This is a genomic window from Streptomyces sp. IBSBF 2435 (assembly GCF_036815005.1).
Taxonomy (GTDB): Bacteria; Actinomycetota; Actinomycetes; order Streptomycetales; family Streptomycetaceae; genus Actinacidiphila.
Genome location: NZ_JAJSYW010000126.1, coordinates 1 through 23,603 on the forward strand (window position 1 = coordinate 1; position 23,603 = coordinate 23,603).

Consider the following 23,603-nt stretch of genomic DNA (forward strand, 5'->3'; position numbering starts at 1 on the left):
ACCGGGCGCTCGCGCTGCTGGCCGAGGCGCTGCTGGCGCCGGCCTTCCCCGCCGTCGACCCGCAGCATCGCAGCACACTCCAGGAGCAGGCGTGGCTGCATGAGTACTTGGGGGCACGTTACAACGTCCACGCCAGCGCGGTGGTAAGGCTCCTCGCCACACATCCCGCGCTGCGGCTGCTCGCCGACGCCCCGAGCAACGCCGTCATCGCGGACCTGGTCGCTCTTCGTGCGTACCTCACCGGGGGCAGGGCCGCGATCCAGGAGGCGCTCGCAGCAGGTCGGGTGGCGGCCCTCATGCCGTACGTGCACTGCGCGGCGTCCGGGCTGCGGCGCCTGACGACCTATCGGGGAACGGCGTTTTGCGGCGGCCGGGTCGAGCTCGCTGCGGGCGTCCTCACTCCGGGCGCGGTCGTGGCCGAGCGGGGCATCCAGCAGGCCGTCACCTCTCCTGGGTGCGCGCTGGCGGGCACGACCGAGTTCGTGCTGTGGTCCACCACCGCCAGGCGGCTCGACCCGCTGGATCCCGAACAGCCCTTGCGGCGCGTCGCGTTCCCCCCGGGCAGCACCTTCCGCGTGCTCGACGCGGGCGACGCGGCGCAGCCGGTGCGCCGGGTGCTGCTCCGGCAGATCACCGGGGGCACATCGAGCACCATGCTGGGCGAGGACGACCTGGCAATCAGGGGGCGGCTGGCCCGAGCGGTGGAACAGCGGGACGCGGTGGGGGAGGACGACCTCGTCGCGCCGCCCGACCCGGACAGCCTGTTCTGGCGTCTCGCGGCAACCTGAGCCTTCGTGCCTTCACCGCTCCGGCCCCCGCGCCCCCGGAGGTGACCCGTGCAGGACGTCAAGGATGCGGCGAGGTCTCATCCGCTCTCCGCGCCGGCGGTGCCCTTGCCGATAACCTCATCCACCCTGGTCAGAACCAGTGTGCCGGGATCTCCGTCCCGTCGGATGCGCAGGCTGCCGTAGTGCTCTGGCGGGGATGACGATCGCCTCGGCATGATGAGCTCTCGTGCTGTTGAAACTCGCCTACCTCAGCGTTGCTCCTGCCGATAACCCCATCCATACACGTCAACTGCGGTATGGGCGGGCCAAGCGAGTGCTTCTGCGAGCTTGGAACTGAACATGTTCAGACGTGTGGCAGGGACATTTCCGAACGCGTTCAGTTCTATTCGCTGAGGCGTGGCTCACTCACCGGCCACAGGCGCACTGAACACGGCGGATGATTTATCGGCACCCGCAGGGCTCATCGAGGACGAGACCAGCGCGGACGAGGAAGCGGAAGAGGTCACACAGTGAGTCCCCACGACGTCGCTGCCTAGTGGTCGCCCTGTCGCTTCGTCCCTGTTCAGACATGCCTGCGCGTTTAATCGGCCCCAAATTCCGCGCGCCATCGCCGAGCTTCATTACCTCGCACTCGCCAGAGGCGCGGGGCGGTCGGACTGCGCGACCCCCACCCGTGGTCACTCACAGAGGGCGCGCCCTACGGACGCCAGTACTTCGGTTTGGACTTGCGGGGATCGACCATCTCGAACCGGGACGCCGGGTGGTGATCGAGTCGGGATATTCGTATGAGGCGCTGGCCGTCAGCCGTTTCGAGTTCCCGCATGATCAGGGGCATCGATGCTGCGATGGCTCCCATCGAGAGCCCGACTCCGACGACGCCGCCCACGGTCTGCGTGTAGCGGACGTGGTGGATGCCGGACCGCATGATGGCCTTGGTCTCGTCCGGGTTTTCTAACTGCCGGCCGTCACGTGTGAGGAACACGTCGTATCCCTTGGACGCGGCATCGGAGAGCAGCGGTATGTCCTTCTTGCCCGACCACCCGATCTGCGTCACATGATCGATCTTGTGCCGAGGCAGGAGGTGAGCGAGCAGGGAGACGAGGTGTACAGCTGAGTTCTCGTCCACCAGGATCCGCATCACGCCGCGCGGCCTCCGGAGGCGTAGCTGTCGACGTAGAGGGCGAACCGCTCGGCGTCACGTGCGGCCTCGGCGTTGACCGACGGGTAGTAGTCGGCGATCTTCTCTGCGGGCACGCCGTCGCGGAGCAGTTCGGCGATTTCGTTGCTGGGGACGCGCGTGCCCGTGATCACCGGCTGGCCGCCCTGGGTCTCGGGGTCGACGGAGACGTGGGCATTGGGGTGCAGCAGGTGCGGAATGATGACGCCCGGGCGTGGCGCGAAGGGCTCCATGATGTCGGCCAGTGTGGCGACGATCCGCTGTCCGGGGTGTTTCAGCAGGTCGGTGGAGTGCTCGTCGTCCTCGTAGAGGGCGATCGATTTGCCTTCGGCCACGAGGCTGTAGGCCGAAAGATGGCCGATCTCCCCGAGCAGCCGGAGGTTGTCTACGGCGCGTCGCAGCGACTGGAGTGAGAAGTCCTCGCGCAGCCGGGCGAACGCCCGAAGGGCGAGGACGTCGCGGAAGGAGTAGAGAGCCGGCCAGGACGACAGCTCGGGGCGCATGAATGGACCGGCGCCGCGGTCCTGCCGCCAGCTGCGGATCTGGCCAGGGGTGGCCCCGGATAGTGCTGCGGCCATTTGGGTCGAGTACGCCATCGGGTGCCACCTCCTTCTTCTCTTGTTCCCTTGCCACTGATCCGGAATGCGGTCGTAGGGATCGGCGGTGCCGATCGTAACGTCTCGGGTCGGGCTTGGAGAGCGTATGCACGATCTGCGAGGTCAGGCCAGCAGTGATGACCCGCAGGGGTGAAGCACGGGTGAGACCAGAAACGCAGTCCCGGTCGGCCCTCGCCCCGGGACTCCGGCTGGTGGAACCGCACGGCGCGTCAGCCGCCAAATTGCCCTGCCGCCGCCTCCAGCCGCTCGCGTTCCGCGTCGAACTGTGTGTCGTAGGCGGTCAGGAGGTGTTCGATGCGTTGGTTGGTGAGGGATTGGCGGTCGTAGAGGCATTTGGCGTAGCGGGTGAGGAGGACTTCGACACTGTTGCCTGCACGTTGGGCGACCTCGGCGGGGTCGGCTCCGGCTGCGAGCCAGGTCGACAGGGCGGAGTGGCGCAGGTCGTAGGGGCGTTTGCCGAGCGGTGTCGCGGCGAGTTCGGGGGGCAGGGCGAGGGCGCGGGCCTCTTTCCAGGCGCGGTGCAAGGTGGTGTAGCCCAGGATGGTCCCGCGTTCGGTGAAGAACAGTCGTCCGTCGGGTGCGGTGCCGAACGTCCGGACGCTGTTGCGCCAGATGGCGACCAGGTGGGGTGGGAGGGGGACGATGCGGACCTCTCCNCCGTCGGGTGCGGTGCCGAACGTCCGGACGCTGTTGCGCCAGATGGCGACCAGGTGGGGTGGGAGGGGGACGATGCGGACCTCTCCGGGTGGCCGGCTCTTCAAGCCCCGGTCGTCGTGCATCTCGCCGCTGTCTGTCCACCTCTTGCCCGCCTGCGGACGGGTACGGTGCAGAACCAGGCGGCCCCAGCCGCTGACGGGCAGGGTGCAGTCCGCCAGGGTCACCGCGACGGCTTCCTCCGGTCGCAGCCCCGCGTAGTACATGCCCGCGAACAGTCCGACCAGCCGGCGCCCCCGGGCCCGCTTGAACCCGCCGACGTAGGACAGCGCGCCCAGCAGATCCCGGGCCTGCTGGGGATTGACCACCACCCGCGGGTCGACCGCACTGGCCTGCTTCGGTGCCCGCCAGCGGATCCGGTCCAGCGGGTTGCTGCCCAGCTCACCCTGCTCGATCGCGTGGTACAGGGCGTTCACCAGGATCCGGCGTTTGCGGCTCAGCGTGTCCGGCGCCGCGGGACCTCCGTCGCGCTTCAACGACAGCGCCTCGAGCACACCGCGGGCGACGGCCGGGTCGTACAGGTCGATCAGCGGCCGGGACGCCTTCGCCACCCACGCCAGCACCAGCCGGTCCTGCGCCGGTATCTCCCGCGCCTCCGCCCCCGGCACCACGAACGCCCACGACCGCAGCGCACGGTGCAGCACTGTCTCGCCCGGCCGACCGGGAATGTCCCACAGCATGGACCGGGTCACCAGCGTCAACGCCTCGCTCGTACTGTTCCGCGTGGTCGCCGCCCGCCCCACCCACCGGTCCCGGGCGTAGGCGGTGGCGAACGCGTACCACGTCAGGTCCGACGGCCCCCGCAAGCCGTACACGCCCTGCCCGGCCGGCAACAGGCTCGCCCGCAGTGCCCGCGCCAGCTCCGCACCGAACTCCCCCGCCACCGCGGCAACACCCCGGCCCCGCTCCACCGGGGCGTCATGCCGGAGCTCCCGCCCCCGCTTCCGGCCGATCACCAGACCGCCACCCGTCGCCGACATCCCACCCTGCACCAGCTGCTGCACCATGCCAGTCCCCTCACGTCGAGAAGAAAGGACTGCCCACCCACGCCCCCGCTCCCTCGGGCGCGCAGAAGCACACACCGGCGCGAAAGCACCAACCGCACTCCCTTCGCAGGGGCCGCAGGCATGCATCAGCCCAGGTAGACGCTCCACGGGAGGCCAGGGATCTCACACTGTGTGATCACCCTTGCTTGGGGGCCGCTCAGCGCTGCCTCACATCGACTGCAAAGGCGGGACTTCCAGGGGCGCCGGCCGGGTATACATGACCCGGGACTACCGGAAGAGAGCTACCTGACGGCAAATCAGATTGGACGTCGGAGCGCGTGACGTATTTGTGACGCGGAATGCATGACAAAACGTCAGAGAACGCTCTGACCTGCGGAAACTCCGGAAAGAGCTCCGGCCTCCGGAGCCGTGTGCGCAGGTTCGAATCCTGCCGGGGGCACTTCCGGAAAGGCCCGTTGGCCTGCGGAAACGCAGATCTGGCGGGCTTTTATTTTTGCCAGGACACACGGCCAGCGAGACTATGCGATCGCGTCGGCCGACCGCGGTGTCCAAGACTTCCCTGGAACCCCACGTGTCCAGTGACCCGGCGTTCGCACGGACCGGAGGTCGGCCCGTGCGAACAGCCCGCTCGATCAGGAACGATGGTCACGGCTCCGTTCGTCAGGCCACCTTGACGCCGGACCCGAGGGTCCACTTCTGGTTGGCGCCCCCGTTGCAGTTCCACAGCTCCAGGCCGGCGCCGTTGGGGTTGGTGGACCCGGTGACGTCGAGGCAGAGCCCGGACTGAACGCCGGTGATCGTGCCGTCGGAGTTGACGTTCCACTGCTGGTTGGTGCCGCCGTTGCAGTCGTAGATCTCCACGTGCGTACCGGCGGTGGTGGCGCCGCCGTGGGCGTCGAAGCACTTGCCCAGCACCTTCAGCGCCTTGGCCGAGGAGCTGTAGGTGATCTTCTGGTTGGCGCCGCCGTTGCAGTCCCACACGTCCAGCTGAGTGCCGTTCACCAGGGTGCTGTTCGGGTCGTCGGCACAGCGGCCGGAGAGGCCACTGGTCAGGGTGCCGCCGGCCGGGGTCGAGGAGCCGGACGGGGTGACCTTGAACAACGCGGACTCGTGCGGGGCCAGACTCCGGCTGACGGAGTTGGTGAGAGTCTCGTTCGACTTGCCCCAGAGGTTGCGCACCGTGGCGGAACCGCTGAACCCGAGGTCGGAGAAGTCTGCCGTCACCGTCTCGTTGCCGGCACGGTCGGAACGGTTGAACAACGCCACCGTGTAGCTGCCGTCCGGGTTCTTCTGCTTCGTGGCCCACACCTGCAGATCGTTGTTGTTCGAGATCTGGCCGGCCACCACGGAGTCGGTCTGGTTGACGTTGGTCACCTCGGCGTTCTTCAGCATGTTGAGGTCACCGGCGTCCAGGGTGGTCAGGTCGCTCCCCAGCATCATCACCGACCGAGTGATCGCCCACAGAGTGATCACGCTCTGCCGCTCGTTAACGGTCAGACCGGTGTGGTCGCCGTTGCCGACCTCGATCGAGTCCGGGTCGTTCCAGCCACCCGGACCGGCGTACTGCCCCCACTGGGCCAGGTTCGCCCAACGCGGCCCGACATTGCTCCAGGTGGTGAGGGTCGAGCAGTAGCACTCGATGTCACCTCCCGTCCGCCAGCTGTTGGAGTACTGCTGCCAGGTCTTGATGTTGTTGATGTCCAGGGTGTTCGACAGGCCGAGGTGGATGGTGCGGCCGGTCTGGTTCAGCGCCTTCGACCAGGCGATGACGTCGTCCTGGTCGCTGGTGTGCACGCCGTCGATCTTGATGTAGTCGACCCCGTAGGAGGCGAACAGGTTCGCCCACGAGTTCACGAACGCCTGTGCCGCGGTGGGGTTCTTGTTGTAGTCGATGAAGTACATGACGTTGCCGAACCCGCCGTAGTTCGACTCGAAGGCCGACGTGCTCGAGACGATGTCCCGTGCGTGGTACGACGTGCCCTCGATCGGGGTGTTCTGGTCGTACGCCGCCTTCGAGATGCCCGGCGTCACGTACATGCCGAACTTCTCACCCAGGCCGTGGATGAAGTCGCCCAGGTTCTTCATACCGTCCGGGAACTTGCCGGTGTCGACGACCCAGCGACCGTACTGGTCGACGGTGGTGCCGGGGTTCTTGATGTAGTAGTCGTCCAGGTTGATGTACTTGTAACCCGCGGACATCAGGCCCGAGTCATGCATCGCCTGAGCCTGGGCCTTGATCTTGGCCTCGGTCGGGTTGTTCCTGACGGAGCTCCAGCTGCTCCACCCCATCGGCGGTGTGCGCGACGCGCCGTTGTCCTGGGCTTGCGCGGGCGTCGAGCCTGTCAGGGTGGAGAGGAACAGCGACGACGCCAGGGCGACCGTCGCGACGAGCGCGCGCTTGGACATGACTCTCCTTTGAGTCGGCTCACTTCACGTCGGGAGTTTCAGGCTGTTCCGTATTGAGCCCTAGTGTTCGATCAGGTGTCAATACATCCAACCAAGCGGACTCGATCGAACAGATTCATTCAGTTCCGGACCGACATGGCGGCAGAAGCTCGCAGCATGGCGGTCGTCGTTGCTGGTCGTGTGGTCGGCGCGGCTGAGGCGGACGGTCCACCGCCGGCACCGCCTGGCCGACGCCGAGTGCACCGGTCGCCGGCGAGGCACAGGGGCGCGATCTTGCCGCGCCAGGTTGCGAGACCGCGCCATCGCAGGACGCGAACGGCCGTCAGCGGTCCGCGACTCCCCGGGTTCCAGCCGGCGCGGTCCTTCTTTGTTTTCCCTACCAGGGTTCCAACCTGCGGCGTACCAATGCGCAATTGCGTTGGAAGTTGTTTCTTTGTTCTGGGGGTTGACCCCAAAAGCAACACGAGACACGCTGTGCACCATCTTCCCGGCGGCACCAGATGCGTTCACCTCGGGCATCTCTCCTGCCCTTCCCCCATGGGCGAAGGACTTCTTCATGCGCAGAACGGTTCGCCGAGTCCCTTTGTGGATCATGGCGCTCCTGGGCGCCCTGCTCGCGGTGAGCATCGCTCCCGCGCAGGCTGCGACGACGACGATCAGCGTGGACGGCAGCCGGAGCGGCCGGACGTTCGACCGCCCTGCTTGTCCCGAGCGCTCCAAGGGACCGGTGAACCAGCCCTCCCATCCTCATCACTTCCACCCTCGTCATCCGCAAGGAGACATCCGTGTTCGGTAGAACCCAGCACAGACGGCACCATCGTCGATGGCTGACCGCTCTCGTCGCCGCCGTCGCCGCGGTCGCGGCGCTGGTGGCCATGCTGACGACCAGTGCGTCCACGGCTCTGGCGGCCACCGGTTCGCATGTGACGGGCACGGCGTCGGGCCGGTGTCTGGACGTGATCGGCCAGAGCACGACGGACGGCGCCGGGATCAACATCTACGATTGCAACTCCCAGGCCAACCAGGCGTGGACCCTGACGGCGGCCGGTGAGCTGCGGGTCTACGACAGCCCGAAGTGCCTGGACGTCGCGCATGCCTCCACCGCTCCCGGCGCCACTCTGGAGATCTGGACGTGCAACGGCGGCGACAACCAGAAGTGGAAGGTCAACGGCAACGGCACCATCACCGGCGTGCAGTCCGGGCTGTGCCTGGACGTGGTGGGCGCGGGGACCGCGAACAGCACGCTGGTGGACCTGTGGACCTGCAACGGCGGGGGGAACCAGCAGTGGACCACCGCCGCGGGTGACACCTCGCCGCCGACCGTGCCGGGCAACGCGCGGGTCAGCGACCTGCTGTGCGACTCCGTCACGTTCGCCTGGAACGCCTCCAGCGACAACACCGGAGTGGCGTTCTACGACGTCTACCACGACGGCCAGCTGATCAAGTCGGTCAGCGGGACGACGCTGTCGACCAGCCTGACCGTGGTCCCCGGGGTCACCTGGGGGCTGTACGTGAACGCCCGTGACGCCGCCGGCAACGTCTCACAGGCCGGCGCCACGGTGCCGATCACGCCGCCGCAGTGCCAGGTCGACACCCAGGCGCCGACCGCGCCCGGCAACCTCACGGGATCGGTGTCGGGCACCACGGTCACCTTGAACTGGTCGGCCTCCAGCGACAACACCGCGGTGAAGTACTACGACGTCTACCGCGGCAGCACCAAGGCCGGCACGATCACCGCCAACGGCACGACCCCGCCGGCCACCAGCTTCATCGACAGCGGACTGACGGCGAACACCACCTACGCGTACTACGTGGTGGCCCGTGACGCCCAGGCCAACGTCTCCGCGCACAGCAACACCGCGAGCCTGAGGACCGGCGCCGCGTGCGGCAGCGCGGTGTGCACCGTCACGCAGATCGCCACCGACACCGACATCCCGTGGGGCCTGGTCACCCTGCCCGACGGAACGATCCTGTACAACCGGCGCGACGCGCACGACATCATCCACCTCAACCCCGCCACCGGCGCCAAGACCACCGTGGGCACCGTGCCCAACGTGGACGAGACCGACGGCGAGGGCGGCCTGCTCGGTCTGGCGATCTCCGCCGGCTACGCCACCGACCACTGGCTCTACATCATGCACACCTCCCCGTCCGACAACCGGATCGTGCGGATCAAGCTGGAGAACGACAAGCTCACCCTCAGCAGCGAGCAGGTCCAGCTCAGCGGCATCCTGCGCAACAAGTTCCACAACGGCGGCCGGCTGCGCTTCGGTCCCGACGGCAAGCTCTACGCCACCGCCGGCGACGCCCAGAACGGCGACAACGCCCAGAACAAGAACAGCCTCAACGGCAAAATCCTGCGCCTCAACCCCGACGGCACCGTCCCCTCGGACAACCCCTTCGGCAACTACGTCTGGAGCTACGGGCACCGCAACCCGCAGGGTCTGGCCTTCGACTCCCAAGGACGTCTGTGGGAGCAGGAGTTCGGCAACTCGGTGATGGACGAGACGAACCTGATCACCAAGGGCGGCAACTACGGCTGGCCGGCCTGCGAGGGCACCAGCGGCACCTGCGGCACCGCCGGCTACATCGCGCCCGAGCACACGTACTCCACCGCTGACGGCTCCTGCTCCGGCATCGCCGTCGTCCGCGATGTCCTGTACATCGCCTGCGAGCGCGGCACCCGGATGTATCGGGAGGTCATCAGCGGCAGCGACCTGACCAACGTGCAGATCTACTTCAACGGCACCTACGGCCGGCTGCGCACCGTAGAACCCGCCCCCGACGGCGGGCTGTGGCTGACCACGTCCAACAACGGCGACAAGGACAGCATCCCCGACAACAGCGACGAGAAGCTCTTCCACGTCACCCTCGGCTGACGAACGGCGCCCGGCCCGGGGGCGTGGAGCGCTCGTTGGCGGACCGGGACTTCCACCGGGCGCTGTACGCGGGCTGCGGAAACCGGCTGCCGGTCGGCTGTCTGGACGAACTGCGCGACCGGACGGCTCTGGCGACCAGTGCCGTCCGGGAGCCGCATGCCCGACTGCGGTAGAACGCCTGGCCAGCCGCCCCGCCCCGGCCGCGGTCACGCCATTCGGCCGCCCGCTCGCCGGCCTACGCCGGCCTCCTCGTACGAGTGCGGGCGGCCCGGTCCGGACGGTACGGGGGCCCGGTACCCGTACCGGGGCACCCGGATCGCGGAGCCGCCGTCGGCTTTCGCCGTGCCGACGGCGGCCACCGGGGCAGCGGCCCGGGGATCCCGCGCCGCGGCCGGGCCGCCCGGGCCGGGCGAAGGCGTCCATGACGCGATACCCGGGATCTCGCGCCCGGCCGTCGCACCGGCCCGCGGATCCCTTGCCGGGGCAGCGCTCAGGCCGCCGTCGCGTCAGATCGTCGGTGTGTCGTCGACGACTTCCTCGTGCGGTTCGACAACGAACTTCCAGCCGTCGCTGGGCTCCAGGAAGCGCACCCGGGTCGGGTAGATGTCCAGGGCGCGGCGGTCACGGTTCTGGCCGTTCGGGCTCTTCCGGCCCCGGATCGGCTCCTCGAACAGGTCGACCTTGACTTCCGGCACCGCGACGACTTCCTCGCTCCAGCGCTGGACGATCCCCGCGCCGAATGCTTCCCGCGCGGCGGTGTAGAGCGAATCGAGGGATTCCTTGTTCCCGCCCGGCACGAAGAGGGCGAGATTCAGCAGAATTCCGGCGCTCTGCAGAACCTCGATTTCCTCCCCCGCCGCGTCGGCAATCCAGGTCCCGCGCTCCTCCGCGTTGTCCGGCAGGAGCTGGATTTCGTCACCGAATATCGTCCGCGCGGTGAAGGACCCTCCTTCAAAGCTCTTGCCCGGCCTCGAAAGGTTGGCCGGGGCGTAACAGTCAAGAGGAAGCCCTTCCGTCTCCGCGGAGACGAAGATGCCGTCCTGGGGCCCCAGTTCGGTGACCTCCTGGGCAGTAAGACGTCGAGCCGTGACCTTCTCGGTATTCACACCGTTCCCCTTTTCCGTGGTGCCCTGTGAATTAACCACGACTCTATCACGAAAAATAGACCCTCCAGCGCGTTAACAACCGCGGAAACCAGCGGTGCCAATTGCGCTGACCGAGGCCACGGTCATTTACCCGTTCGATGTCACAGGCGACGGGTACCCTGCACAGTCCGGTACGACGAACAGCGTCCGTTTGTCCCCGGATCATATGGACGGAGGGTCCAGGGACGTCCCTGGACCCTCCGTCTTTGGAAGCGATTCCGTTGCGAGCCCGGGTGCCGCCGCATTCCCGTACGCACTCCGCGAGAACCGTCGTCCGCCGTGCCGGACTCGGCCGCGTGCTCCCGGAGCAGCCGGACAGGGGGGGCGGGGTCCGGGGGCGGGTCAGGCGGTGGCGCGGATGTGGTGCCGCGCCCATTCCTCGAAGCCGGTGAGGGAGAGGCCGAGGTCCTTCGCGTACTGCGGGCGGCCCGGCTGGCCGGCCACGTTCAGCCACTCATGGGTGGCGCCCATCGGCGGCATTCCGGCGGCGAGCGCCTCCTCCTCGGTCATGTCGGGCGCGGACAGTCGCGTACCCAGGGCGCGGGAGAGGACCTCGGCGATCTCGGCCATCGACAGGTAGTCGCTCGCCAACTCCAGCTCGACGCCGTCGAATCGCTCCGGCGCGGCGATGGCCGCCGCGGCGGCGGCGCCGATGTCGTCCACGGCGACCAGGGACAGCCGGGTCCCGGGCTTCACCACGCTCACCAGGCCGCCCGCGGTGCCGCGCGGGAAGAGGAACGCCATGGACGGGAGGAAGTTCTCCATGAAGAAGCCCGGCTTGAGGAGCGTCCAGTGCGGGAAGCCGGCCGCGCGGACCCGGTCCTGGATCGCGCTCTTGGCACCGAGCGTGGGTTCCATCGAAGCCCAGCGGCCTTCGGCCCAGCCGGGGACTTCGGTGTGCCGGCCGGCGCCGGTGACGGAGGAGTGCACGAACTGCGGCACTCCGGCGGCCTTGGCGCCCTCGACGAGGTTGACGCCCTGGGCCACCTCCCCTTCGAAATCGAAGCCGTCCGCGGTGATGCCGGGCATCTGCACGGAGAAGACGGCGCGGGCGCCCTCGGCGGCCCGGATCACGGAATCGCGGTCGTGGAGGTCGCCGGTGACCAGTTCGGCGCCGAGCGCCTCGACGGCCCTGGCACGGCCGGTGGCCGGGTCGCGCACCAGGGCGCGGACGGGAACCCCCGCCGCGAGCAGGGCGCGGGCGGTGGCCCCGCCCTGCCTGCCGGTGGCGCCGGTGACCAGGACGGGTGCGGAAGTTGCGGGCATGGTGCTTCCTCGGGTCGCTCGCCGAAACTAAACGGCGGGGTCCGCCGTTTACGTTCCGCTACGATACGGCGGGGCCCGCCACTTAACAATCCTGGAGGTGACGCCGTGCCCGAGCACCAGCGTGCGGACGCCCGACGCAACTACGCGCGCATCCTCGCCGTGGCCGGGGAGGAGGTCGCCGCCCGTGGCGCCCACGCCTCCCTCGAACAGATCGCCCGCACCGCGGGAGTCGGCTCGGCGACCGTGCGCCGGCACTTCCCCACCCGCCGCGCACTGCTGGAGGCGGTCTCCCGGAACCGGATCGAGGCCCTCGCCGTCCGCGCCCACGACCTGACCGGCCAGGGCGACAGCCGGGACGCGCTCCTGGAATGGCTGGACGACGTCGTCGCCTATTCCGTGTCCGCCCGGGGCCTGGCGGCGGCACTGGCCCACGACGGCCCGGTGCACGAGAACAGCTGCTCGGCGGCGCTGGAAGAGGCGGCAGGCCCGCTGCTGCACCGCGCCGCGCAGGACGGCGCGGTGGCCGCCGACGTCACCGTCGCCGACCTGATCACCCTGATCGTCGGCATCGTCCTGGCCACCGAGCACTACTCCGACCCCGGCACCCGGGCGACCCGCCTCTTCCGCTTGGCCGTGGCAGGCCTGAGCCCTGGTACCTCCTCGACCGCGACGGCTGGCGCAGCTCACGCGTCGACCGGATGACCGGCGTGTCCGCCCGGAGACGCTTCCCGCCGCGCGCGGCGCCCGACGCGGCAGCGTACCTACAGGAAGGTGCGGCGAGCCGGCTCCACCCGCACCGGGCGCGCTTCCTCGTGGGGAGGCGCTGTCAGGTACTGGCGCGAAGGCTGCTGTCGGCCGGCGCGACGGTCCCGCCGGCACCGGACACGGGGGAGCCGGACACGGAGGCGCCGGACACGGAGGGGCCGTGACCCGCGAGCGCCGCGCCGGGCGCGTACGGCTCGCTCACCGGGACCGCGCGACCGCCGCCCGCACCAATTCGGGCTGCGCTTCCAGCCGCTGCGCCGGTACGAGCACCGGTTCCCAGCATTTGGCGGTCCGCACGTAGCCGTGGATCACGGAGGCCATCGCCAGCAGGAGAAGCGGGCCGAACACCCACGGATGGTCGGCCATCGTCGTCGGCAGACAGCGGTACGACACCAGGAGCGCGGCGAAGACCGCCGCGCCATAGGCGGCCAGCCGGATTCCCGCCCGGTCCCAGCCGCGGTCGAACGAGCGGATCGCCGCTTCTGTCGTGAGCGAGAACACGACGCCGGCGATGAGGTCCACGCCGTAGTGGTAGCCGAACCCGAGCGTCGCGGTGAGGGTGGCTACCAGCCAGAAGGCACCGGCGTACCGCAGGAAGCGCGGGCCCTTGCGGGAGTGGATGAAGATGGCGGTGGCCCATGCCGCGTGCAGGCTGGGCATGCAGTTGCGCGGGGTGATTCCGTCGAAGCGCATCGGGTGCGGGGCACCGATCGGCGGCGGGGTGTTCGGCCACACATCGGCCAGCGCCCAGTGGCCGCCGTCCGCACCGTAGGCGAAGACCGGTCCGACCACCGGGAAGATCATGTAGATGCCCGGCCCGATGAGGCCGATGATCAGGAAGGTGCGCACCAGATGGTGGCGCGGGAAGCGCCGCTCGGCCGCCACATGGCGCAGCTGGTACACCGCGACGACGACCGCGGCGAGCGCGAGCTGTATGTAGATGTAGTCGAGGGCGTGGGTGCCGATCGGGCCCGAGGCCCTGACGATCCGGCCCACCTGCCACGACGGGTTGCCCAGCGCGTGATCGGCGGTCGCCGTGTACTGGTCGAGCACCATGGGGCGGGTCTTGGAGGTGATCAGCAGCCAGGTGTCGCCGGTCTTGCGGCCGGTCACCAGCAGCAGGCCGAGACCGACACCCTTGAGCAGCAGCGCGCGCTCCCGGCCGGTGCGGCGGGTGACGGCGATGACGGCGCAGCCCAGCAGCACCCACAGCGCGCCGTTGCCGAAGGCCGGCTTCGCGTCGGCCGCCCACCGCACCAGCAGGAAGACGATGTCGATGCCGACCGCGGCGCCGACCGCGATGAGCCGTTGCCGCCAGGTGAGCACCACCAGCATCAGACCCATGCTGGCGTACAGCAGGAAGCCCGACTTGGGGGCGAACACCACCTCTCGCGCCTGGCTGGTGAGCGGTCCCGGCAGGCCGTAGCGGCGTGCGGCGATCTCCAGCGCGATGAAGAATCCGAGGACCACCGCGCCCGCCGCGGCCCACAGGATCGCCCGCGGCCGGCGCCACCCGGCGGGCGTTGCGCTGCTGCTTATTCGCGAGAACACCCGCGATGCTATAGGTATCAATTGTCCGGCCGATGTGTGAGGTGTGCGCAGTAAGCCACCCTTCGGGCCGGATGGTCTGACGTTCCGGTGAAGGGCGGGCGACGATGGAGCCACCGCCGGGAGTCCGAACATGCTATCGGAGCGGCCCGTGGGCGTTCTGGCTGGTCACGGGGAGGCACGGCCACCGCACCGGGACGCGGCGGCCCCGGGCGTACGTCTGCCCGCCCGGAGGGATCCTCCGGGCGGGCAGCGGGTGGAACGTGACGGGCTCAGTCGTGGGTGTGGAAGATGTCCTTCGCCGCGTCCTTGGCCTTCTCGCCGGCCTGGCGGGCGTCGGCCTGGGCCTGCTCGGCGCGGCCTTCGGCCTCCAGGCGCTCGTTGCCGACGGCGTGGCCGATGGTCTCCTTCACCTTGCCCTTGGCCTCGTCGACCTTGGCGTGCGTCTTGCTGTTGTCACCCATGACGTCATGTCCCATTCGTAGTCGTGTGAGGGTCTGCGTGCGGTGGCCTCAATGGGAGGCCGGGCCGTTGCGCGTTCGAGGCCACCTCGGTGCCCGGGTGCGGTCCCGGGTCCGTGCGCCGCACCGGGCTCGCGCCCTGTCGGCTACCAGCGGTACCAGCGGCCCCGGCTGCCGTTGGAGCCGGTCGAGCGCACCAGGAATCCCAGCGCCCACAGGACCAGCACGATGATGCCGACCCACAAAAGCAATTTCACTGCGAAGCCCGCGCCGATAAGGATCAGCGCCAGCAGAAGAACAATGAGCAACGGTGCCATGATGATCAACCTCCGAAATGTCGCCTACCCCCGGATCAACCGGCCAATCCTTCAGATTCCCGAGGTTCTGGATGGAAAGACCGCCCGGTTTTTCACGGCGGGCGATCCGGTGGTGCCGAAGGGGGTGCCCTTCATTTGCGTCGGCGCCGTTCAAGCGCTTCGGCGACCTTCTTGACCGACTCCGGACTTTCAAACGTCGGGCGCCCGGACTTCTCGACGCCCGGCCCCGCGATGCGTCGGCCGGGCGGGACGGGGTATCGTCCGGCCACCGTACGAGGAGGACGGGACGTGACGGGGAGGTCGGTATGACGGGGCATGGTGCGGCGGTGTCCGCCCGGGCCGCCGAGGGCGGGGTGTGGCTGGTGCGGATCGCGGGCGAGTTCGACGACGGCCACACGGTGGAGATGGCGGACGCGCTCCAGCGGGGTCTGCACGCCGCAGGACGGCTCACCGTGGTGGACGCCTCGGACGTGGCCTTCGCGGACTCCTCGGTCCTGGACACCCTGCTGCGGGCCAGGGCCGAATACGCCGCTGCGGGCAGGCAGCTGGTGATCGCGGGCCCCAGCCTCGCCGTACGCCGGCTCCTCGACGTGACCGGTACGGCGTCGGCCTTCGTCGTGGCCGACAGCCTCCAGGCGGCGATGACGTATTGACGCCGCCACGCGCGCACCTTCGGGCCCCGGGAAGGGGGCGGGAATGGCGGCGCGGGAGCCGGGCATACGGGCATCTGTCGTGAACGGGGAAGAAGAAGGCGAGCAGTACGGCGCGGGTACGGGCAGCGGGCCCGACAGCGCCGCCGGGCCCCCTGCGGGAATTCCGGTGACCGGCCCGGACGGGATTCCGGCGCCCGGCACGGGAACCCGCGCGGACGGGATTCCGGCGTCCCCCACGGCGGCACCCGGGGAGGTGGTTCCGGTGCTCCATGCGAAGGCACCCGCGGCGGGAATTCCGCCGCCCGGCACGGAAGCCCGCACCGCGGGGATTCCGGCGACCAGCGCGGAAGCCCGCGCCGCCGTCCTGGCGGTGCTGGAGAGCCGCTTCGGCGGTCCCGGGAACGGCCGGCCGCAGGACGTGGTGGTGACGGACGTCCTCCTGGTCACCTCGGAGCTGGTCACCAACGCCCACCGGCACGGCGGCGGGCTGACCCATTTCACCGCCGAGGTCGTCGGGGACGCGCTGCGCCTGTGTGTCGGCGACGCGAGCCCCGTGTGTCCGGTCAGCCCGCCCGCGCCGGCCGTACCGGCGGAGATACCCCGGATCGGCGGCTACGGCTGGCAGATGGTGCGCCGGCTGGCCCGCGAGGTCACGGTCACCACCCACAGCGCCGGCAAGACCATCTCCGCCGTGCTCACGCTGACCTGAGGGGCGGCACCGCCGGACCCGTACGCCCCCCGCGTCCCGGTCCGGCGGCGCGCGGGGGCCGCAAGCGGGTTGGTTGCCAGAAAGACGCGGCATGCGGGATGGTTATTTGAAGACAGCAATTCCTTTGAGATGAGGTGAGGGATTCGCCCAGCGGGTCCTCAGCATATGGTTTCCACTCGCGCGCAGACCGGCGCCGGCGCACAGCACGGTTCGCTGTGGAACCACGCTCCCTACCCCGCCCTGGTCGCCGACCTCCAGGGCACTGTCGTGCTGTGCAACGACGCCGCCGGGGTGGTCCTGCCCGCGGCCCGGCCCGGAACACGTCTGGCTGACGTGGTCCCGTCCTGGCTGTCGGAGGCGCACGACGCCCTGCGGGTGCCCGGCGCGCGTGCCGGACAAGGGACCGGCGCACCGCTGTCGGGTGAGATCGCTGAGCGCAGCTTCGAGGCACATCCCAGCACGCAGGACGACGGCACGGTCGTGTGGTGGCTGGTGGACGACACCGACCACCGGCTGGCGCGGGAGGCCCTGCACATGGAGCGGGAGCGGACCGCGTTCCTGGCCGAGGCGTCCAGCACTCTGCTGTCCTCGCTGAACCTGGGGCGCTGCATGGACGTGGTCGCGCAGCTGGCCGCCGAGCACCTCGCCGACGCGGCGCTGGTGATCGCGCCGACGCGCGGGCGGCGGCTGCCGGTGGTGACCTGCCTGCGCGGCGGCAGCCCGGCGCTGTCCCACGAGCCGGTGGACCCGGACGAAGTGCCGGGTCTCGGCGAGGCGCTGCGCGGCTTCCCGCCGGTGCCCTCGCGGTGGATCGACCCCGGGGCGGCGCCGGACTGGCTGGTACCGGAGGGCTTCGGGCGTGTCGGCTCGATCGTGATCACCCCGCTGCCCGGTCACGGCGTCGCGGCCGGTGTCCTGGTCCTGCTGCGCCGTTCCGGCAGTGCGACCTTCACCGAGAGCGAGGAGGTCTTCGCCCGGCTGTTCGCCGCGCGGGCGGGAGCGGCGATGTCGGCCGCCCGGCTGTACGCGGAGCAGTCCTCGATCACCGAGGTCCTGATGCGGGAGCTGCTCCCGCCGTCGCTGCACCAGATCTCGGGGGTGGATTTCGCCGGCGGCTACCGGCCGTCGGCCGACCACGAGCGGGTCGGCGGGGACTTCTACGACGTCCACCCCGCCGTCATCGAGGGTGAGGCGTCGCTGATCGCGCTCGGGGACGTGTGCGGCAAGGGGCTGGAAGCCGCCGTGCTGACCGGCAAGATCCGCAACACCCTGCACGCCCTGCTGCCGATGGCCGACGACCACCAGCGGATGATCAGCCTGCTCAACACCGCGCTGCTCAATTCGCACCACACCCGCTTCGCGACCCTGGTCCTGGCCTCGGCCGTGCGCAAGGGCAGCGAGGTGGACCTGCGGCTGACCAGCGCCGGGCACCCGAGCCCGCTGATCGTCCGCGTGAGCAGCGAGGTGGAGGAGGCCGAGACCCGCGGCACCCTGGTGGGGGCCATGCCGAGCGCCCCCGCCCGGACCACCAGCCTCACCCTCGCGCCCGGGGAGTCCTGCGTGCTCTACACCGACGGGATCACCGAGGCGAAGGGCGGCCCGATGGGCGGTGCGCACTTCGGTGAGGAAAGGCTCCGGCGGGCGCTGTCGGAATGCGCCGGCATGCCGTCGGAGAGCATCGTCGAGCACATCCAGATGCTGACGTCCCAGTGGGTCGGCCAGGGCTCTCACGACGACATGGCCGTCGTCGTGATCTCCGCCCCCCGCACTCACCATCTCACCGCGGTGAACGGGCGGACTCGGGGCAGATTCACCGCATGAGTACGCGTACCCCACACCGTCCGTCCGGAGGCGCGGCGGTCCGGCAGGCGGCAGACGAGCTGTGGGAAGCCGTCTCGGTGTGCGACGAGTACGCCGCCACGGGCCTGGTGCTGCGCGCGCTGGAGGAGGGCGTCGATCCGGAGAGCCTGCTGCTGGACGTGATCGCGCCCGTGCAGGGCAGGGTCGGCGCGGAGTGGGCCGCCAACCGCCTCAGCGTGGCCGCGGAGCACGCCGCCACCGCCATCAGCGAACGGGCTGTCGCCGCGCTCGCCCTGCACCCCGCCGCCCGCACCGCCCCGACCCGGGGCAGGGTCACGGTGGCCTGCGTGGACGGGGAGTGGCACGCGCTGCCCGCCAGGCTGCTGGCCGAGGTCCTGCGACTGCGCGGCTGGCACGTGGACTACCTCGGCGCCCAGGTCCCGTCCCCGCACCTGATCGCCCATCTGCACCGCACGGACGCCGCCGTGGTAGCCCTCTCGGGCTCGATCGCGACCCGGCTGCCCGCCGCGCACGCCGCGATCATCGCCTGCCAGGCGGTCGGCGTCCCCGTACTCGTCGGGGGCGCCGCGTTCGGGCCCGACGGCCGTTACGCCCGGCTGCTCGGTGCCGACGACTGGGCTCCCGACGCGCGCGGCGCGGCCGACCGCCTCGCCCGGGGCCGGCTGCCCCGCCCGCGGCGCGACCACCAGCCGATCGAGGACCTGCCCCACCTGGCCGACCAGGAGTACACCATGGTCGCCCGCGGCAAGGGCTCGCTCGTACGGGCCGTCCTCGCCGGTCTGGAGGACGGCTTCCCCGCGATGCGGGCGTACAGCGCGCTCCAGCGGGAGCACACGGCGGAGGACCTCGCGCACATCGTGGACTTCCTCGCCACCGCGCTCTACCTCGGGGATGAGGAACTCTTCGCCTTGTTCATCTGCTGGACCGCGGAGATCCTGACCGCTCGCGGCGTACCCGCGCGGAGCCTGCCGCCGGCCCTGGACATCCTGGCCGGCGAGCTGAAGGACTTCCCGCGGGCCACCCGTGTTCTCGCACGCGGCACCGACGCGCTGGCCTCCGTCCTTCGGAGCGACACCCGTCGGACCGCCGCCGACCGCACCACCACCGGGAGGCAGGCATGACCACGATGCCGTCTGCGCACCTGCGCCTGACCACGGTCGACTCCGAGGACACCGTCCGCATCGAGCTGTACGGCGATCTCGACTACGACAACGCCGAAGTCCTGCTGGCCGCTGTCACCGCGAAGATCGCCGACAACCCGCGCCTTGGCCACCTGCACCTGCACTGCGCCGGGCTCGTCGACGTCGACACCATGGGGCTGTCCGTGCTGCTGATGATCCGCCGCCGGACCCGCCACGCGGGCGTACGCCTCCATCTGGACGACCGCACCGCGCAGTTGGACCGGCTGCTGGACGTCACCGGCAGCCTGGACTACCTCACGGCGCCCGCCGACGGCGCCGAGGAGTCCTCCCTCGCCGGCGGGAATCCCTCCAGCGCGGGCGGGGAGGCGCAGGCGGCCCGGCCCAGCGGTCCTGACAGCACCAGCTGACACCGCACGGGGCGGTCCGGCCGGCCGGCGCCGTCACCCTGGTCTGACCGCCGGGGCCCGACGGCCGCCGGGGCGGGTGTGGCACCGCGGGGCACCGGGCGCCGTCCTGGACACGGCGACGACGTCGGCGGGCCCCGCCGGCTGCGTCGGCGCCGTCACCCCGCCGTCCGCCGGTCAGAAGACGCGGAGCGCGATCTCGGCCGGGGCGGCGAGCAGTTCGGAGATCTCGTCGTCCAGCCGGACCAGCGAGAGGGACGCGCCGGCCATGTCGAGCGAGGTGCAGTATTCGCCGACGTAGCTGCGCCGGATCTCGATGCCGCGCTCGGCCAGCTGCTTGTGGGCCCGCCCGTACACCAGGTACAGCTCGCCTATCGGTGTGCCGCCGAGCCCGTTGACCATGAGCGCGACCGTGTCGCCCGAGGTGTACGGCAGGTCGTCCACCACCGCGGTGAGCAGTTCGCGCACCAGTTCGTCGGCCGGCTGGAGCTTCTCCCGGTTCCGGCCGGGCTCGCCGTGGATGCCGACGCCCATCTCGACCTCGTCGTCGGGCAGTTCGAACAGCGGGGAGCCCTTCGCCGGCGGGGTGCAGGCGGTGAGGGCCATGCCCATGGTGCGGGTGACGGCGTTGACCTTCTCGCCGATGCGGTACAGCTCGTCGAGGTCGGCGCCGCGCTCGGCGGCGGCGCAGACGGCCTTCATGACGAAGAAGTTGCCCGCCACCCCGCGCCGGCCGACGGTGTACGTCGAGTCCTGGACGGCCACGTCGTCGTCGACGAAGAGGGTACGGACGGCGTAGCCGTCGGCCTGCGACAGCTCCTCGGCCATCTCGAAGGCCATCCGGTCCCCGGTGTAGTTGTTGACCAGCAGCAGGACGCCCTTCGGGGAGGCGACCAGCTTGACCGTCTCGTAGACGAAGTCGGCCGGCGGGGCGGCGAACACGTCGCCGGGACAGGCCGCGTCGAGCATGCCCTTGCCGACGTTCATGACGTGCGCGGGCTCGTGGCCGGAGCCCGACCCCTGGACGACGGAGACCTTGTCCTCCCGCGGAGCGTCGGCGCGCATGATCAGGTTGTACTCGGGGACGTACCTGAGGGTGTCGGGGTTGGCCAGGGCCAGCCCCTCCAGCATCTGCGGGACGTAGTCCTTCGGGTCGTTGACGAATTTCTTCATGCCGTCGCTCCTGGTGCTGTCGGTGCGGGAGGTGTGGGACAGTCACGCGCGTCCCACTCGGCGGCGATGCGCTCCGCCATGACCGCGATCGCCACAGCGCCCGGGTCGGGCGAGCCGATGCTGCGCTCCCCCGTGTAGCTCTGGCGGCCACGCCTGGCCTGCATGGGCGTCGTCGCGTCGGCGGCGCTGCGCGCCGTCGTGGCGGCCAGCCGGGCGAGCTCCGCCCCGCTCGGCGCCGCCCCGCCGGCGGACAGCCGCTGCTCCACGGCGTCGGTCATCGGGATCAGCGCGTCCAGCAGCGTCTTGTCCCCGAGGTCGGACTTGCCGCGGGCCTTGATCCCTGCCGCCGCGGCCCGCAGCATCGCCACCGCGTCCGCGGCGTTCAGCTCGGGCCGGCCCTTGACGGCCGCCGCGGCCCGCAGGAAGGCGGTGCCCCACAGCGGGCCCGAGGTGCCGCCGACCCGCTTGGAGATCACCACGGCGACCTTCCGCAGGAAGGCGTCGGGCGGACCGTCGGCTTCGAGGGTGTGCCAGTCGGCGAGCACGATCTCGAAGCCGCGGGCGAGCGAGAAACCGAAGTCCCCGTCTCCCGCGACGGCGTCGAGGTCGCCGAAGGTCCCTTCGTTGTCGACCGAGGTGCTGGCGATGGTCCTGACGACGAAGGCGAGGTCGTCCACATGTGTCGATGGCATAGACATGGCTCTCTCCTGACTGCCGCGACGTCAGTTCTGACGGGGATGGGATACGGGGGGTGGCCCGGAGGCCGGCGGGTCGGACGTGGCGGGGACGCCGGGGACGCCCGCCTTGTCCGCCGTGAGCAGGAAGGCGAGGTCGGCGAATTCCACCCAGTGCCCCGGGTGCGCGCCGAGCGGGTCGTCCAGCACGTCGACGACCTTCTCCTCCGGGGGCGGGTCGCCGAGCGAGGTGACCACCAGGGCCGCCCCGGTGAAGTCCTCCTCGCGGGTGTAGGCGCTGGTCGTGACGGCGCAGACCAGTCCGGCGGCGAGCGCGGCCAGCATCCCGTTGCGGCTGTCCTCGATCGCGACCGCGTCGTCCGGGGAGACGCCGAGCTGCTGGAGGGCGTACGCGTAGATGTCGGGGGCGGGCTTCTTGCGCGGGACCACGTCCCCGGCGTACACGCCGAACCGCGGGGCCAGTTCGGGGCCCATGGCGAGTTCCAGCACGCTGCGGACGGAGGCCTCGGCCGAGGTGGAGGCGACGGCGAGCGTCCATCCGGCCTGGTGGGCCGCCGCGGCGACCCGCCGCACACCGGGCCGCGGCGGGATGGCCCCGCTGCGGATGATCCCGGTGTAGATCGCGGTCTTGCGCCGGTGCCAGCGGGCGACCTGCTCCTCGCGCGCGTCCGGGTCGGCGGGCAGTCCCGCGGCGGCGACGACGCCGGGCGTCAGCATCGCCCGCATCCGCTCCTTGCCGCCGCCGACCTTCACCATCCGCGCGTAGTCCGCCTCGCTCCACCGCACCGGCAGGCCGAACTCCTCGAACGTGGTGTTGAACGCGGGCAGGTGGCCGTAGCGCTCGGTGTCGGCGAGGACGCCGTCGCAGTCGAAGATCAGCGCGGGCACGGTGTCAGCCCGCCCGGCCGGCGCTGCCGAACAGCGTCATCAGGGAGCCGGCCAGGTCGATGACGTCCTGCCGGACGGACCGGAAGAGCGAGGGCGGGTCCCACTTCTGCCGCTCGGCGGCGGCGGTGAGGAAGGCCAGGTTCGACTTCATGAACGTCTCCTTGAGCGCGGTGGAGATGTTGACCTTCGCGCACCCCCGGGAGATCAGGTCGCGGAACTGCTCGTCGGACAGCCCGCTGCCGCCGTGCAGCGCGATCGGCACCGGATAGGCCGCGACCAGGTCGGACACCCGCTGCGCGTCGAGCACCGGTGCCTTCTTGTACGACCCGTGGGCGTTGCCGATGGCCGGCGCGAAGACGTCGACCCTCGTGGTCCGCAGGAAGTCCAGGGCGACCCCGAGATCCTGCTGCTCGGCGGCGCTGTCGCTGCCTATGCCGTCCTCGACGCCGGTGATCGACTCGATCTCGCCCTCGACGGCGGCCCCGAACCCGCGGGCCTCCGCGACGACCTCGGCGGTCTGCCGCATGTTCTCGGCGACCGGCAGCTCGGAGGCGTCGAAGAGCACCGAATTCCAGCCCTGCCGCAGGCACTCGGTGACGACCTCGCGCTCCGGGCAGTGGTCCAGGTGCAAGGTGACGGGCACCTCGATACCGGCGGTCATCGACGTCCACATCGCGTACAGGACGTCGCTGCCGATGGTCCTGACCGTCTTCACGGAGGTCTGCACGATCAGCGGCGACGACTTCTCCACGGCGGCGGCCAGTACGGCCTCCAGGGTGAGGTCGTTGACGACGTTGATCGCGGGTACGCCGTAGCGCTCGTCGAACGCTGCGGACAGGATCTCGGTCAGCGGTACAACAGCCACGACGCCTCCACGGTTCGCCCTTGCCGCTCCATTGGACCCCCGGGTACCGCCCCCCGCCACTTGGCGAGGGGGCGGCCGGGCGGCGGTGTGGGCCGGTCGGGTGAACGGGGGAAGCCGGGTTCCGGAAACGCGGGGATCCGCGGGCGCGGGTGCCCGCGGGGGC

General features: G+C 70.4%; 21 protein-coding genes and 1 pseudogene. 10 read left to right on the forward strand and 12 right to left on the reverse strand.

Translation table 11 applies throughout. The features are described from left to right. A pseudogene (locus V7E46_RS22675) lies at nt 1–788 on the forward strand (hypothetical protein); the annotation flags it as partial. A 697-nt stretch (nt 789–1,485) separates the two neighbouring features. On the opposite strand, the gene V7E46_RS22680 reads toward V7E46_RS22675, so the two are convergent. The 3 genes from V7E46_RS22680 to V7E46_RS22695 form a co-directional block, all read right to left on the reverse strand. Continuing rightward, nucleotides 1,486–1,926: a hypothetical protein gene (locus tag V7E46_RS22680; protein ID WP_333770154.1), complete on the reverse strand. Its 441-nt coding sequence runs from the start codon at nt 1,924–1,926 to the stop codon at nt 1,486–1,488. Continuing rightward, nucleotides 1,926–2,561: a DUF433 domain-containing protein gene (locus V7E46_RS22685; protein ID WP_333770137.1), complete on the reverse strand. Its 636-nt coding sequence runs from the start codon at nt 2,559–2,561 to the stop codon at nt 1,926–1,928. Before V7E46_RS22685 ends, V7E46_RS22680 begins: the two co-directional genes overlap by 1 nt. Nucleotides 2,562–4,963: 2,402 nt before the next feature. Next, nucleotides 4,964–6,709, reverse strand: coding sequence for a glycoside hydrolase family 27 protein (locus tag V7E46_RS22695; protein WP_333770139.1), 1,746 nt, complete (start codon nt 6,707–6,709; stop codon nt 4,964–4,966). Between the two features lie 785 nt (nt 6,710–7,494). Between V7E46_RS22695 and V7E46_RS22700 the strand changes: the two genes are divergently transcribed. Together V7E46_RS22700 and V7E46_RS22705 are read left to right on the forward strand one after the other, a co-directional pair. Further along, on the forward strand, nt 7,495–9,588 hold the full coding sequence (locus V7E46_RS22700; protein WP_333770140.1) for a PQQ-dependent sugar dehydrogenase: 2,094 nt from the start codon (nt 7,495–7,497) through the stop codon (nt 9,586–9,588). A 35-nt stretch (nt 9,589–9,623) separates the two neighbouring features. Further along, nucleotides 9,624–9,761: a hypothetical protein gene (locus V7E46_RS22705; protein ID WP_443054309.1), complete on the forward strand. Its 138-nt coding sequence runs from the start codon at nt 9,624–9,626 to the stop codon at nt 9,759–9,761. Between the two features lie 333 nt (nt 9,762–10,094). On the opposite strand, the gene V7E46_RS22710 is transcribed toward V7E46_RS22705, so the two are convergent. Together V7E46_RS22710 and V7E46_RS22715 are read right to left on the reverse strand one after the other, a co-directional pair. Further along, a complete protein-coding gene (locus V7E46_RS22710) occupies nt 10,095–10,694 on the reverse strand; it encodes a hypothetical protein (protein WP_333770141.1) in 600 nt (199 codons plus the stop codon). Between the two features lie 381 nt (nt 10,695–11,075). After that, a complete protein-coding gene (locus tag V7E46_RS22715) occupies nt 11,076–11,999 on the reverse strand; it encodes an NmrA family NAD(P)-binding protein (protein ID WP_333770142.1) in 924 nt (307 codons plus the stop codon). Between the two features lie 105 nt (nt 12,000–12,104). Here V7E46_RS22715 and V7E46_RS22720 point away from each other — a divergent pair, with 105 nt between their 5' ends. Then, nucleotides 12,105–12,701, forward strand: a complete 597-nt coding sequence (locus V7E46_RS22720) for a TetR/AcrR family transcriptional regulator (RefSeq protein WP_333770143.1) — start codon at nt 12,105–12,107, stop codon at nt 12,699–12,701. A gap of 261 nt (nt 12,702–12,962) precedes the next feature. Here the strand turns inward: V7E46_RS22720 and V7E46_RS22730 are convergent, their stop codons facing one another. The 3 genes from V7E46_RS22730 to V7E46_RS22740 form a co-directional block, all read right to left on the reverse strand. Continuing rightward, nucleotides 12,963–14,258, reverse strand: coding sequence for a phosphatase PAP2 family protein (locus V7E46_RS22730; protein WP_333770155.1), 1,296 nt, complete (start codon nt 14,256–14,258; stop codon nt 12,963–12,965). 326 nt (nt 14,259–14,584) lie between these two features. Then, nucleotides 14,585–14,776, reverse strand: coding sequence for a CsbD family protein (locus V7E46_RS22735; protein ID WP_333770156.1), 192 nt, complete (start codon nt 14,774–14,776; stop codon nt 14,585–14,587). A gap of 143 nt (nt 14,777–14,919) precedes the next feature. Then, the gene (locus V7E46_RS22740) at nt 14,920–15,090 is read right to left on the reverse strand and encodes a hydrophobic protein (RefSeq protein WP_329174696.1); all 171 of its coding nucleotides are present in this window, start codon (nt 15,088–15,090) and stop codon (nt 14,920–14,922) included. On the opposite strand from V7E46_RS22740, the gene V7E46_RS22745 reads away from it, so the two are divergent. From V7E46_RS22745 to V7E46_RS22770, 6 genes are all read left to right on the forward strand, one after another. Beyond that, a complete protein-coding gene (locus V7E46_RS22745; RefSeq protein ID WP_333770144.1) occupies nt 15,089–15,265 on the forward strand; it encodes a hypothetical protein in 177 nt (58 codons plus the stop codon). The two genes, V7E46_RS22740 and V7E46_RS22745, sit on opposite strands and share 2 nt — an antisense overlap. Before the next feature lie 130 nt (nt 15,266–15,395). Next, the gene (locus V7E46_RS22750; protein WP_333770145.1) at nt 15,396–15,743 is read left to right on the forward strand and encodes an STAS domain-containing protein; all 348 of its coding nucleotides are present in this window, start codon (nt 15,396–15,398) and stop codon (nt 15,741–15,743) included. A gap of 262 nt (nt 15,744–16,005) precedes the next feature. Beyond that, on the forward strand, nt 16,006–16,452 hold the full coding sequence (locus tag V7E46_RS22755; protein ID WP_333770146.1) for an ATP-binding protein: 447 nt from the start codon (nt 16,006–16,008) through the stop codon (nt 16,450–16,452). A gap of 165 nt (nt 16,453–16,617) precedes the next feature. Further along, a complete protein-coding gene (locus V7E46_RS22760) occupies nt 16,618–18,273 on the forward strand; it encodes a PP2C family protein-serine/threonine phosphatase (RefSeq protein WP_333770147.1) in 1,656 nt (551 codons plus the stop codon). Beyond that, entirely contained in the window at nt 18,270–19,394 is a 1,125-nt protein-coding gene (locus V7E46_RS22765) for a cobalamin B12-binding domain-containing protein (protein ID WP_333770148.1), read from the forward strand. Before V7E46_RS22760 ends, V7E46_RS22765 begins: the two co-directional genes overlap by 4 nt. Beyond that, a complete protein-coding gene (locus V7E46_RS22770; RefSeq protein ID WP_333770149.1) occupies nt 19,391–19,822 on the forward strand; it encodes an STAS domain-containing protein in 432 nt (143 codons plus the stop codon). The genes V7E46_RS22765 and V7E46_RS22770 overlap by 4 nt, the downstream gene beginning before the upstream one ends. A gap of 174 nt (nt 19,823–19,996) precedes the next feature. On the opposite strand, the gene dhaK is transcribed toward V7E46_RS22770, so the two are convergent. From dhaK to V7E46_RS22790, 4 genes are read right to left on the reverse strand one after another with little or no spacing between them, the layout of a single operon-like run. Next, nucleotides 19,997–20,992 carry a dihydroxyacetone kinase subunit DhaK gene (dhaK, locus tag V7E46_RS22775; protein WP_333770150.1) on the reverse strand — a complete coding sequence of 332 codons (996 nt, stop codon included), beginning with the start codon at nt 20,990–20,992 and terminating at the stop codon, nt 19,997–19,999. After that, nucleotides 20,989–21,690: a dihydroxyacetone kinase subunit DhaL gene (gene dhaL, locus V7E46_RS22780; protein WP_333770151.1), complete on the reverse strand. Its 702-nt coding sequence runs from the start codon at nt 21,688–21,690 to the stop codon at nt 20,989–20,991. Before dhaL ends, dhaK begins: the two co-directional genes overlap by 4 nt. A 24-nt stretch (nt 21,691–21,714) precedes the next feature. Next, the gene (locus V7E46_RS22785; RefSeq protein WP_333770152.1) at nt 21,715–22,575 is read right to left on the reverse strand and encodes an HAD-IA family hydrolase; all 861 of its coding nucleotides are present in this window, start codon (nt 22,573–22,575) and stop codon (nt 21,715–21,717) included. A gap of 4 nt (nt 22,576–22,579) precedes the next feature. Next, nucleotides 22,580–23,440 carry a class II fructose-bisphosphate aldolase gene (locus V7E46_RS22790; RefSeq protein WP_333770153.1) on the reverse strand — a complete coding sequence of 287 codons (861 nt, stop codon included), beginning with the start codon at nt 23,438–23,440 and terminating at the stop codon, nt 22,580–22,582. Nucleotides 23,441–23,603 lie beyond the last annotated feature (163 nt).